The organism is Azospirillum rugosum (assembly GCF_017876155.1).
Classification (GTDB): Bacteria; Pseudomonadota; Alphaproteobacteria; order Azospirillales; family Azospirillaceae; genus Azospirillum; species Azospirillum rugosum.
Genome location: NZ_JAGINP010000002.1, coordinates 267,852 through 279,840, shown reverse-complemented (window position 1 = coordinate 279,840; position 11,989 = coordinate 267,852). Strand labels below are relative to the sequence as shown.

The 11,989-nt window shown below is 68.6% G+C and carries 14 protein-coding genes; 7 read left to right on the top strand and 7 right to left on the bottom strand.

Annotated features, from left to right (window positions below; translation table 11 throughout):
- Nucleotides 1-3: 3 nt before the first annotated feature.
- Entirely contained in the window at nt 4-1,188 is a 1,185-nt protein-coding gene (locus J2851_RS04485) for an aminotransferase (protein ID WP_209764516.1), read from the bottom strand.
- 192 nt (nt 1,189-1,380) lie between these two features.
- Here J2851_RS04485 and J2851_RS04480 point away from each other — a divergent pair, with 192 nt between their 5' ends.
- Complete coding sequence (locus J2851_RS04480) at nt 1,381-1,590, top strand: hypothetical protein (RefSeq protein WP_209764514.1); 210 nt, start codon at nt 1,381-1,383, stop codon at nt 1,588-1,590.
- Nucleotides 1,591-1,599: 9 nt separating this feature from the next.
- Here J2851_RS04480 and J2851_RS04475 read toward each other — a convergent pair whose 3' ends face one another.
- The gene (locus J2851_RS04475; protein ID WP_209764512.1) at nt 1,600-1,869 is read right to left on the bottom strand and encodes a hypothetical protein; all 270 of its coding nucleotides are present in this window, start codon (nt 1,867-1,869) and stop codon (nt 1,600-1,602) included.
- 91 nt (nt 1,870-1,960) lie between these two features.
- Entirely contained in the window at nt 1,961-3,193 is a 1,233-nt protein-coding gene (locus J2851_RS04470; protein WP_209764510.1) for a diaminopropionate ammonia-lyase, read from the bottom strand.
- Nucleotides 3,194-3,364: 171 nt separating this feature from the next.
- Between J2851_RS04470 and J2851_RS04465 the strand changes: the two genes are divergently transcribed.
- On the top strand, nt 3,365-3,646 hold the full coding sequence (locus J2851_RS04465) for a DUF2312 domain-containing protein (protein WP_307418860.1): 282 nt from the start codon (nt 3,365-3,367) through the stop codon (nt 3,644-3,646).
- 61 nt (nt 3,647-3,707) lie between these two features.
- On the opposite strand, the gene J2851_RS04460 is transcribed toward J2851_RS04465, so the two are convergent.
- Nucleotides 3,708-4,046, bottom strand: a complete 339-nt coding sequence (locus J2851_RS04460; protein WP_209764506.1) for a cupin domain-containing protein — start codon at nt 4,044-4,046, stop codon at nt 3,708-3,710.
- Nucleotides 4,047-4,141: 95 nt separating this feature from the next.
- Nucleotides 4,142-4,444, bottom strand: coding sequence for a flagellar motor switch protein FliN (fliN, locus tag J2851_RS04455; protein WP_209764504.1), 303 nt, complete (start codon nt 4,442-4,444; stop codon nt 4,142-4,144).
- A 197-nt stretch (nt 4,445-4,641) separates the two neighbouring features.
- Here fliN and J2851_RS04450 point away from each other — a divergent pair, with 197 nt between their 5' ends.
- Nucleotides 4,642-5,493, top strand: a complete 852-nt coding sequence (locus J2851_RS04450) for a sulfurtransferase (protein WP_209764502.1) — start codon at nt 4,642-4,644, stop codon at nt 5,491-5,493.
- On the opposite strand, the gene murJ is transcribed toward J2851_RS04450, so the two are convergent.
- Complete coding sequence (murJ, locus tag J2851_RS04445; RefSeq protein WP_209764500.1) at nt 5,490-7,040, bottom strand: murein biosynthesis integral membrane protein MurJ; 1,551 nt, start codon at nt 7,038-7,040, stop codon at nt 5,490-5,492. The genes J2851_RS04450 and murJ overlap by 4 nt on opposite strands.
- A gap of 160 nt (nt 7,041-7,200) precedes the next feature.
- On the opposite strand from murJ, the gene J2851_RS04440 reads away from it, so the two are divergent.
- Nucleotides 7,201-7,980 carry an alpha/beta fold hydrolase gene (locus J2851_RS04440; RefSeq protein ID WP_209764498.1) on the top strand — a complete coding sequence of 260 codons (780 nt, stop codon included), beginning with the start codon at nt 7,201-7,203 and terminating at the stop codon, nt 7,978-7,980.
- Between the two features lie 69 nt (nt 7,981-8,049).
- On the opposite strand, the gene J2851_RS04435 is transcribed toward J2851_RS04440, so the two are convergent.
- Nucleotides 8,050-9,531, bottom strand: coding sequence for a hypothetical protein (locus tag J2851_RS04435; protein ID WP_209764496.1), 1,482 nt, complete (start codon nt 9,529-9,531; stop codon nt 8,050-8,052).
- A gap of 212 nt (nt 9,532-9,743) precedes the next feature.
- On the opposite strand from J2851_RS04435, the gene J2851_RS04430 reads away from it, so the two are divergent.
- The 3 genes from J2851_RS04430 (at nt 9,744) to J2851_RS04420 (ending at nt 11,961) form a co-directional block, all read left to right on the top strand.
- Nucleotides 9,744-10,487 (top strand): hypothetical protein, encoded by a 744-nt coding sequence (locus tag J2851_RS04430; RefSeq protein ID WP_209764494.1) that lies wholly within the window; start codon nt 9,744-9,746, stop codon nt 10,485-10,487.
- A 240-nt stretch (nt 10,488-10,727) separates the two neighbouring features.
- Nucleotides 10,728-11,234 (top strand): response regulator, encoded by a 507-nt coding sequence (locus J2851_RS04425; RefSeq protein WP_307418863.1) that lies wholly within the window; start codon nt 10,728-10,730, stop codon nt 11,232-11,234.
- An 82-nt stretch (nt 11,235-11,316) separates the two neighbouring features.
- Entirely contained in the window at nt 11,317-11,961 is a 645-nt protein-coding gene (locus J2851_RS04420) for a glutathione S-transferase family protein (RefSeq protein WP_307418865.1), read from the top strand.
- Nucleotides 11,962-11,989: the final 28 nt, after the last annotated feature.

Below are 11,989 nucleotides of genomic sequence, written 5' to 3'. Positions count from 1 at the left end.
CCGTCAGGACCGCTCACTCTCGACCAGACGCCGCCCGATCTCGGGCATGACCGCGGCGTCGACGTTGGCGAAGGCGAAGCGCAGGTAGGCGTCCTGCCCCGGACCGAACATGGAGCCGGGCAGGCACAGGATGTTGTGGTCGCGCGCCAGCATCTCCGCCACCTCGTGCGCGCGCCGGTCGCCGAACGGGTGCCGGACATAGGCGAAGTAGGCGCCGATGCTGGCGATCCGGTAGGCCGTGCCGCTTCCCTCCATGGCGCTCTGGAAGGCGTTGACGCGCGCCAGGATGTCCGCGCGCTTGTCCGCCACCCAGCCGTCGAGATTCTCCAGGCCGAACAGCGCGGCCTTCTGCCCGATGTGCGGGGCGCAGATGGCGAGGCAGTCCATCACCTTGCGCGCGTGGGTCTGCAGGGCGGCGTCGGCGATCACCGCGCCGACGCGATAGCCGGCAAGACTGTAGACCTTTGAGAAGCTGTAGAGCTGCACCAGCGTCTTCTGCCAGCCGGGGCGACGGAACAGGCCGTGCGGCGCCTGCCCGCCCCACTCCGGGAAGTCCCGGTAGGTTTCGTCCAGCAGAAGGCGGATGCCGCGCCGCTCGCACAACTCATACAGCGCGGCGATCGCCTCCGGCGGCGCGATGGCGCCGGTCGGGTTGTTCGGGGTGATCAGCACCAGGGCGCGGGTGTTCGCGTCGATCAGCTTTTCCGCTTCCACAGGATCGGGAACAAGCCCGTCGGACTCGCGCAACGGCAGCGGCCGGGCTTCGATGCCCAGCATGTCCAACGTCATCTTGTGGTTGAAGTACCAGGGCGCCGGCAGGATGATGTTCTCGCCGGCCCGCGCGAGGCTCATGGCCGCGATGGCGAAGGCCTGGTTGCAGCCCGCGGTGATCAGCACCTCGTTGGCCGCGACGGTCGCCCCGTACAGGTCGCTGGTCCGCTTGGCGAGCGCGGCAAGGAGGGCCGGGACACCGTCGATCCCGGTGTAGCGCGCCGTGTCCGGCGCCTTGACCTGCTCCGCCAGATAGGCGGTCAGCGCGTCCGCCGGCGGGTAGCCGGGCACCGCTTGGCAGAGGTCGATCAGCGGCTTGTCGGCCGGGAACACGCGCCCCTCCACCCAGCGCCACGCCTCGGCGATGGGCGGGGCCTCGGTGGCGGTGACGAGCGGGTTGACGTCTCTGCGGTCCATGCCCTGATGTCCAGTCTTCGTTGGCCTTTTTCGGGCCGCCATGGTGGACCGGCATCACGGCCACGCGCAAGTGACCTCAGGCGCAGAGCGGGGTCGCCGCGCCGCCCGCCCCTTCATGAACGGGAACAACTCCTGTATTGTTGAACCTATGGAAGTACCCGCCACCTGGGAATGTTCGAATGGGATCCCGCCTTGGCCGATGACGACGATCTGAAGCCGCTCCTGAAGAGCCTGCTGTCCACCGTCGAGGGGATAGCGCGGGACATGGTCGAGATGAAGACCGAGATCGTCTCCATCAAAGGCGAGCTTCGGACCATGGACGTGCGGCTGGACGGCTTTGAAAAGCGGTTGGACGACCAGGGTCGCATCCTAGCCGCCCTCGTCCCGCGCATCACCGAATAAATCGAGCCCCTACTTCTTCGGCTGGTCGTTCTGCTGCCCGTTCTGGGCGTTGTTCTGCGACGCAGCCTGCTGCTTCTGCTCGTCCTTCTTCTTCGCCTCATGGTGCCCGACCGCGCAGCCGACGACCGCGCCGGCGACGCCATGGCCGGATCCGACCTCGTGCCCGGCGATGCCGCCCACGGCGGCCCCCTTCGCGCAGCCCTTGGCCTCGGCCGCGTTCGGCAGAGCGAGCGCCCCCGCCAGCAGGGCCGCAGCACCCAGCGTTAGAATCGTTTTCATCGCACCTGTCCTCCTAAGCGTTCTGCACGATGTGCAGTGCCCAGGAAGACGAGCAACAAGCGCCGATGTTCCGATTCTAAACTATTTGTCATTAAGCAGGGTTGAGCACCGCTTCCGGCGAGCGGCCGACGAGGCTCTCGAACACGTTGGGATCGGTGGCCCCCTCCGTGCCGAAGACCAGCACGCGGGCGTCCGGCGCGAGGCCCAGGCCGATCCGCGCCTGCGGGTCGGCGGCGGCGCACAGCAATCCCGCCAGGCCGGCGACGCCGGACTCGCCGGCCACCACCGGGCGGGCTCCATAGGCGCCATCGGCGAGAAGCCGCATGGTCGCGACCGCGGCCTCGTCGGGAATGGTCAGGAAATCGTCGGCCCCGCGCTCCAGGATCGCCCAGGCGAGCAGAGAGACCTCGCCACAGGCCAGCCCGGCCATGACGGTGTCCAGGTCGCCGTCCGCCTTCATCGGCCGGCCGGCGACGGCGCTCTGGTACAGGCAATCGGCCGTGTGCGGTTCCACGACCACGAGGCGCGGGCGCTGGCGCCCCCAGCTTTCCCACAGGTGACCGCAGACCGCGGCCGGCAGGGCGCCCACCCCACCCTGGATGAAGACGTGCGTCGGGCGCTCGCTGGCCGGAAGCTGCGAGATCGCCTCCTCCACCATCACGGTGTAGCCCTGCATCACGTCGCGGGGAATGTCCATGTAGCCGGTGTAGGAGGTGTCCGACACCACGTGCCAGCCGTTGTCCCGCGCGTCGGCCGCCGCTTGCCGCACCGCGTCGTCGTAGAGGCCGTTCACGCGCACGACACGCGCGCCGAACGCCTCGATGGCCTCTTGCCGGCCCTGGGAGCAATTCGCGGGGATGTAGACGACGGCGTTGCAGCCGAACACCTGGGCGCCCCAGGCGACGGAACGGCCATGGTTGCCGTCGGTCGCGGTGGTCACCGTGACGGTGCGCGTCACCTTGGCGTAGCGGCCGACGACGAGGTCCAGCGCCGTGACCGGCACGCCGGGCACGCGCGCCTGAACCTCGCGGGCCAGCAGACGCAGTACGGCGTAGGCGCCCCCCAGGGCCTTGAAGCTGTTCAGGTTGAAGCGGGTGCCTTCGTCCTTGTACCAGATCCGGTCGATGCCGGCGGCGCGGGCGAAGCCGGTCAGGGACCGCAGCGGCGTCGGCGCATAGCCGGGCCAGGCGCCGATTTCAGCCATGGCCTCCTGGAAGGCGGCGCGGCTCAGGATCGCGCGTTCCGATGGTCCATAGACCCGGTCATGATCGGCGCGCGGGTTGGAATAGAGCCGCGGGGTGCCAAGCGGGGGCAGATCGTGCATCGGTTTCGCTCTCCAGGCCGATGCAACGAAAGCACTGCCAACCGCACGCCGTCAAGCCGCGCGCGTTGTCCCCGGACAAACGGTCACAAGCTGTGCTAACAGCCCCTCCCCCGTCGCCCCTTGGGCGGCGGAGTCCACAGCGGATCATAGGATCAGGGGAGTTTTTCCGACGTGACGATCGGGTTCAACAACACCGCCGCCGACCAGCTGAAGCAGTTCGCGGACCGCATGGAGCGGCTGATGGACGAGATCGACGGCCTGAAGGCCGACCTGAAGGACCTGCGCGGCGAGGTCAAGGCCGCCGGCTTCAACATCAAGGCGCTCGACAAGCTGGTCGCCATCCGCCGCAAGGACGCCAGCGAGCAGGAGGCGGAGATGCTCAACGACCTGATGCTCTATGCCCACGCCACCGGCACGCCGCTCGACATCGTGATGCCCGAGCCGGCCGAGTGACCGCAGGCCGCCCCTTCCCGACATCGGGAGGGGGCGGCCATCGTCTCATGTTGGCGTCGCTCTACTCGTCGCGCCCGTGCACCTGCGCCGGCGGCGACGTCGCCTCCACCGCCTGGAAGCGCTCCAGGATACGGTAGGCGTGCTCCGCACCCTTCGGCACGACCCAAGAGTCGCCTGGCCGAAGCTGGATGATCTGCCCTTCGATGTGCAGTTCGGCGCGCCCGGCGATGACGAAGCCCACCGTCTCGTAGTCGCGCCGCGTCGGGGCCTTGTCGGTCGCCAACGGCTCCTCGTCCCACAGGCGCATCGACACCAGCTTTCCGGACGCCAGATACCTCTGCCCCATCGCCCCCTTGGGCGAATAGTCGGCGTCGACCTTCTTCACGCTGCTGTCAGCCATCGCACCCTCCAGAGGTTACCGCTACGGCAACAGCGTTGCAGGCGGAATGGTCACGCGGAGGTGCACATCATTGCGACCACGCAACGATTCTGGGTTCAGCGCTTCCATTCGCGGCTGGATTTGACGAAGTCGGTCAGGGTCACGCCAATCTTGTCGTCGACGATCACCACCTCCCCGCGCGCGACCAGCACCCCCTCCACATAGACGTCGGTCGGGTCCTTGAGGTGGCGGTCCAGCTCGACCACCGCGCCGCGGCCGAGCTTCAGCAGGTCCCGGACGCGCAGCATGGCCGTGCCGATGACGACCTTGATCTCGACCGGAGCGTCGCCGATGGCGAAGGCGTCCGTGCCCATATCGTCGGACGAGCTGGCGCCGAGCAGGTCGTCGATGTTGGCCATGCAGAACTCCTTCGCCGCGTCCGGTGCGAATTCACGGGATCCCGTAGAGTTACACCCTTCGGCGCCACCGGGGCAACGCCGCGCGTGCAGCGGGGGTGCGACAATGGGCGGTATCAACAGGCAAGATTTGGTTTTCCGTGCCGTGCTTGTGTTGTTAGGCTGTCCACCCGCGCATATTCACAGCGAAGGCAGACCTCATGACGACCGATTCCCTTCGTCCGCTGGTGGACGCCGCTTGGCTGAAGGGCCAGTTCGGGCGTCCGGACCTCGTGGTGCTGGATGTCCGCACGCCGCCCGCCGGCGGCTTCATTCCGGGTTCGGTTCATTCCGATTACGCAACGGCCGGCTGGCGCGCCACCGTCGACGGAGTGCCCGGCCTGTTGCCCGAGGCCACGGATCTGAAGCGCCTGATCGGCGGGCTGGGAATCGGCAACGACGATTACGTCGTGCTGGTCGCGGCCGGCCAGAACGCGTCGGACATGGGCAACGCCACCCGCGTCTACTGGACCTTCAAGTCGCTGGGCCATGACCGCGTGTCGGTTCTTGACGGCGGATTCGCCGGCTGGACGGCCGATCCCGGCAACCCCGTTGCCGATTCCGCCCAAAGCCGCCCGCCGAAGGCCTTCAAAGCGGCCCCGCGCACGGACCTGCGCGCCACCCTGCCCGAGGTCCAGGCGGCCATCGCCGCCGGCACCGTCCCGCTGATCGACGCGCGCGCACCCGACCAGTTTGCCGGTCAAGCCAAGAGCCCCCAGGCGCGGGCCCCCGGAACGTTGCCCGGCGCGGTGAACATCGAGAACGGCGCCTTCTACCTCGGCGCCGACAAGCGCTTCCAGTCGGGCGGTGCAGTGAAGGCCCTGGCGGAGCAGGCCGGCGCGGCGGATGCGCCGATCACCTTCTGCAACACCGGGCACCTCGCTTCCGTGTCCTGGTTCGCGCTCAGCGAGCTGGCCGGCCTGCCCGGTGTACGGCTGTACGACGGTTCGATGTCCGAATGGGCCGCCGATCCGGCGCGCCCGCTGAAGAACGGGCCGGACGGAAACGGCTAAGCCGGCTTGCGGCGTCGGCGGATCCGGCCGAGGTCGGACCGCCGCACCAGGCCGAGCAGCAGCGCCATCACCGCGTAGACCAGCATCCCGGCGGCGCCGAGCAGGACGAGGCCGGCGAGACGCTCGAAGAGGCCGTGGACGGTGAGCCAGGGCGACAGCCGCTCCTGCGCCGCCCACAGCGCCACCCCCATGGCCACCGCCGCCAGCGCCATGCGCGGCAGGTTCCGCGTCAGGCGCGCGTCGGCGCGGAACAGGCCGCGCCGGGTCAGCAGCCACGCCAGCAGGCCAGCGTTGACCCAGGCGGAGACGGAGGTCGCCACCGCCAGCCCCACCTGCGCCAGCGGTCCCATCAGCGCGAGCTTCAGCGCCACGTTGACCACCGTCGCGGCCAGCGCGATCCGCACCGGCGTCGCCGTGTCGTGCCGGGCGTAGAAGCCGTTGACGAGGCTGCGGATCACCACGAAGGCCGGCAGGCCGAAGGCGTAGGCCTGGAGCGTCGCCGCCGACTGCGCCGCGTCGCTGGGGCCGAAGGCGCCGTGCTGGAACAGGACGGACACGATGGGCAGCCCGGCGACCATGAAGGCGGCGGCGGCCGGAAGCGTCAGCACCAGCGACAGCTCCACGGCGCGGTTCTGGCTCTCCACCGCGCCGGGCTCGTCCCCGCCCTTGATGCGGCGGGACATTTCCGGAAGCAGAACGGTCCCCACGGCGATGCCGATCACGCCCAGCGGAAGCTGATTCAGCCGGTCGGCGTAGTAGAGGTACGACACCGATCCCGTCGGCAGCATGGAGGCGACGAGCGTGTCCACGAACAGGTTGATCTGCGTGAGGCCGGAACCGAGTGCTGCCGGCCCAAGCACCGCCAGGAACCGCTTCACGTCGGGCGTCAGCCTCGGAAGACGCAGCCGCAGCCTCATGCCGGCGCGGTTCATGTCCCAATACAGGTAAAGGAACTGCGCCACGCCCGCCAGGAACACGCCCCAGGACAGGGCGTGCCCGACGGTGGGCATCAGCGGGCTCAGCACCACCATCGCCGCGATCAGGCACAGATTCATCAGGATCGGCGCCGCCGCCGCCCCGCCGAACCGGCCCAGGCTGTTCAGCACGCCGCCCTGCAACGAGACCAGGGAGATGAACAGCAGGTAGGGGAAGGTGATGCTGGTGAACAGCACGGCCAGCCGGAACTTCTCCGGCTCGTCGGAGAAGCCCGGGGCGAAGACCGTCATGAACTGCGGCATGATCGCCAGGATGACGATCAGGAACAGCACCTGAACCACGACCAGAAGCGCCATCACCTCCTCGGCGAAGCGCCGGGCGGCGTCGCGCCCGTCCTGGACCAGCTTGGCCGAGAACAGCGGCACGAAGGCGGAGTTGAAGGCGCCCTCGGCGAACAGGGCGCGGAAATGGTTTGGCAGGCGGAAGGCGACGAAGAAGGCGTCGGCGACCGGCCCGGCCCCGAGCAGCGCCGCGGTCAGCACGTCGCGCAGGAAGCCAAGCACGCGGCTGACCAGCGTCAGCCCGCCGACGGACAGGATGTTGCGAAGCACGGTGCGGTCCAATTCCCTCAAAGGCCGGGCCATCCTAACGTTTTCCGCGCCCGCGTCACGCCTTTCGGCATGGCACCGTTCGTGGAATTTGCGGGCCTTTCATTGGATGCGCTCTGCTAGGATCGCCCCCACCATCCAACGACCATGCATCGGGATCTCCATGGCCCAGGGTCTTCCCCTCACCTATCTGGAAGCCGGCGAAGCGAACGGCGGCACGCCCCTCCTGGTCCTGCACGGCCTGTTCGGCTCGGCCCGCAACTGGCAGACGCTGGCCAAGCGCTTCGCCGAGACGCACCGCGTCTACGCGCTCGACCTGCGCAACCACGGCGGTTCGCCCTGGTCCGACAGCATGACCTATCCGGAGATGGCCGACGACGTGCTGCGCTTCCTCGACGACCGGGGCTTCGCGCGGGCGGCGGTGGTCGGCCATTCCATGGGCGGAAAGACCGCCATGACGCTGGCGCTGAAGCACCCGGACCGGGTCGAGCGGCTACTGGTCGCCGACATCGCGCCGGTGACCTACACCCACACCCACGCCCCCTTCGTCGCTGCGATGAAGCGCGCCGACCTGGAAGGCCGCACCCGGCGGTCGGAGATCGATTCCCAGCTCGCCGAGGGGGTGCCGGAGGCGCCCCTGCGCTCCTTCCTGTTGCAGAACCTCGTGCTGGAGCAGGGCGCGTTCCACTGGCGCATCAACCTGGACGCCATCGGCTCCTGCATGGACAGCCTGATCGGCTTTCCCGATCTGGGCGACGCCCGCTACAGCGGCCCGACGCTGTTCGTCGGCGGCGGACGGTCCGACTACATCCTGCCGGAATACACCGCCCCGATCCGCCATCTCTTCCCGAACGCGCGCATCGAGATGATCGAGGGCACCGGCCACTGGCTGCACGCCGAGCGGCCGGAGGATTTCGCCAGAATCGTGGAAGCCTTCGTCTGAACAAAACAAAACGGGGGCCCGAAGGCCCCCGTGATGCGCGTGCGGGTGGAAAGCCCAAGCGTGGACGGATCAGACCGCGCCCTGGCGGACGCCGCTCTTGGCCGCGGTTCCCGGCGTCTGGTTGAAGGCGTCGCGCAGGTAGGGCGACAGCGACTGGCGCATGGTGCGCAGCCATTCGTGGATGATGATCAGCGAGCGGGAGGCGACGGGCGGGGTCATGCCCAGCTTCACCAGATCCTCGCGGGTCATCTGGGCGACCTGGTCGATGCGATGGCCGGTCAGCCGCGCCCAGGCCGGGGCCGTGCAGGGCGCCATGGAGATGACCTCCACGCCCTCGCGCTCCACCATCTCCGCCTTGCGGCGGGCGTACTGGCTGTCCTCCAGCTGCGAGAAGGGGCCGGAGAAACCGTTCTCCACCAGCACGCGCTTGGCCTTCGGGGCGATGGTCGCGATGCGCTCCAGCGTGTTCATGCCGGTGGACAGCGACGCCAGGTCGACGGTCACCGGCACCATGAAGGTCAGCCGCTCGCCCTCGCCGACGTAGTAGTCGAAGCCGGACACCTCGGCCCAGTTGAAGAACCACTGGGAGATGTTGCCGCCGAAGTCGAACAGGCGGCCGCCGCGCTGCAGCTCCGGCCCGATCAGGTCCCAGAACTCGTAGAAGCCGTCGCCCGACCCCATCATGTTCATGAAGTCCTGGGTGATGCGGCGATGCTCCACCACCTCCGGACCGAAGAGACGGGCGAGACGCTCGTTCACTTCGTACTCGACGACCTTGAGCTGGAGGCCTTCGAGCATGGCGGTCGCCATCAGGTGATGGGACAGCAACGTCTTGCCGACGCCGCCACGGTCATTGAGGACGAAGATCGTGCCCAGCATGCGATCGCCTTTCGAAAGAGTGTTCGTGGTCGAATTCCCGTGGATCGGGCCTTGAAGAATAGGAGCGGATGGAATCGGCGCGGGCGCTATCGGTGCCGGCGGCGTAGGCGGCGGAAGGGGGACCGCGACGGCAACGACGGGGTCCGGGGTGGACAGCTCCAGTTCGGGCAACTCCGGCAGGGGCAACTCCGGCAGGGGCGGCGCCGGTTCGGGCTGCTCGGCCGTGGCCGGCTCTGGCATGACCGGTTCGGACTCCGGCGCGGCGCCCTCCTCCGGAATGGCGTCCTGCGGGGCGGCCATCGGCTCGCCCTCATCGGACGTGTCCGCCACGGCATCCGGCACCCGGCCGGCGCCAAGGGCGGCGCGGTGGACCGCCTCCAGCGTCTCCGCAGCGATCGGCGGGCTGTCGCCCTCGCCCCCCGCATCCCCGGAGCGCGCCTCGTTGCCCACCAGGAAGAAGGCGGAGCGCAGCGTCACGGGCGAGATCGGCTGGTTGTCGCGGGCGGTGATGCCCAGCTTGGCAAGAATGTCCGAGATTTCCGCCCAGGACAGCCCGCGTTCGCGCATCAGGCCGATGTCTGCATAGCTTTCGCGAACCGCCTGCATGGCCGAGCGGTTGCCGGTCGGGCGATCGGCCAGGAGCCGTTCAAGTTCCGCGCGATCAATCGACACCGTGATTGTCCGGCAAATGGGTCGTTCGAGGGAGGGGTGGGTAGGATTTGTGATACCGCAGGATTCCGTTCCCTCCGGCGCGCAAAAAATAGTACAAGCCATTGGGGTGCGCAAACGGTTTCCAAACATGTTCAACCGCATTAAACATGTGACACTGCATCCTTCCTTCGTCCCAGGGTTGATGGCAGGATAGGACCCGGGGTTTGGCAAAGATGCCCAATGACTTTCGGCCGCAGGTGCCGCCGGGTCCCGACGGGGCCCGCGGTCCGTCGCAGCCGATCGGTTTCCAGGAGCTGCGGCAGGCCTGGGAGATCTCGACCCTCCGCGAGGATCTGGAACGGCTCGTCCAGGGTACGGAAGGGCTTCGCGACCGGATCGAGGATGCGGTGGAACTGGTCCGCAAGCGCTTCGCGTCGATGACGGCGGAGGACTTGGCGGATTCGGAACGCATGGCGCCGCTCCTGCAGTTCGCGGTGTCCACGCTTCTGGAAATCCGCGACGAGGCGCGGCGCATCGACACCCGGACCGGCCCGGTTGCGGACGAGGACCGCCCCTCCTGGATGGCGGCGAACGAAGCGCCGCGCCTTCGCCCAAGCCAGCCCGCCCCTTCTCCTTCCCCTCCCCCGCCTGCGTCGCCTCCCCCGACCGCAAGAGCCCCTGAACCGGCATCGCCGGCGCCTCCGGTTCCCCCGGCCGCGCCAGCCGCGCCGGAATTCCAGGAGGCGCGTCGGGAGCCGGCGGCGCCCCCGCCGTCGCCGTCGCCCTCCCGGTTCACGCCCACGGTCTATGCCGCTCCCCCACCCCCGCCAAAGCCGGAGCCGGAACCTGCCAAGCCGGCGCCGTCCGGGTCATGGCTGTCGCCCCTGACGGGGAACGGGCGGAAGTCCGACCAGCGAAACGGGACGGCCGCGAACCCGCCCAACAGCGTCGACTGGCTCAGCCGCTCCGATCGCTGACCCGCAGCCTTCGGTCGTCCGGCGCCAAACGGAACACTCTGCATCATTTCGGCAACAGGTTGTGACCCGTGCGCCGCGAATGTGCGTGTTCGTTGCATTTTCGCTTGATATTCCTTTTGGCGGGGGCTACCACTTTATTTGGTAAATGAATTTTTACCAAAAAACTGGATGGGGCTACGCCGTCGGCGCCTAGGCTGGCCGCGCTGGTCCTGTCGGGCGCAACAAGCGCGCGAGGCGGTCGTGGCACGGGACGACATCGATACGTTGACAATGCCGGGCTCCAGCGCGGAACGGCGCCATCGCTGCGGCCCCGCGAACATCCTGCAACGGCATGACTCCGTCCGTGGGCACGCCCCGGCGGCCGTCCGGCCGCTGCGCCTCCTGATCGTCGAGGATGAGGCCATCGCGGCAGAGGCCGTGTGCATGGCCGTCACCGACCTCGGCCACACCGTGTGCGGCACCGCCCGCACGGAGGCGGAAGCGGTCGAGCTGGCCGGGCGCGAGCGCCCCGACGTGGCGCTGATGGACGTCCGCCTCGCCGGCGGCGACGGGATCGAGGCCGCGCGGCGGCTGCACGCCAACTACGGCATCCGGTCGATCTTCCTGTCGGGCTACGCGACCCACACCATCATGGCCCGCATCACGGAAACCTACCCGCTGGGCATCGTGAACAAGCCCTTTTCACTGGCCCAGCTGAAGCTCGCGCTCGACCTAGCGGCGCGCCGGGTGCGCGTGGTCCGGGACTGACCCCCGCCCCTTCCCTGGAGCCTTGACCGCCCTTTCGTTGCGGACGATGATCGCCTTCAACGAAAAAGGGAGGGATACACCGGTGGCATCAAACCGCGACATCACGCTGTTCCACAGCCCGAACACCCGCTCGACGGGCGCGCTCATCCTGTTGGATGAGCTGGGAGCGCCCCACACGCTCAAAGTCCTGAACATGAAGGCGGGGGAGCAGCGCCAGCCCGCGTACCTCGCCATCAATCCCATGGGCAAGGTGCCGGCCATCCTGCACGGCGACGCGCTGATCACGGAGCAGGTCGCGATCTTCCTTCACCTCGCCGACCTGTTCCCGGAGGCCGGCCTTGCCCCGGCGCTCGACGACCCGCTGCGCGGCCCATACCTGCGCTGGATGGTCTTCTACAGCTCCTGCTTCGAGCCGGCGGTCGTCGACGTCGCCCTGAAGCGCGAGCCCGCGCCGCAAGCGATGTCGCCCTACGGCAGCGCCGAGGCCGTGTTCGACGCGCTGTCCGGCCAGTTGCGCCGCGGCCCCTACATGCTGGGCGACCGCTTCACCGCCGCAGACGTGCTGTGGGGAATGGCGCTGGCCTGGACGGTCGGCTTCCAGCTGGTGCCGGAACGGCCGGAGTTCATGGACTACATCGCGCGCGTCACCGCCCGGCCCTCCTTCGCCAAGGTCAAGGCGCAGGACGCCGAACGCGCCGCGGCGCACGCGGCCGCGGCCGGCGCCTGATGTGTTGAAAAGGAAAGGGCGGCTCCCC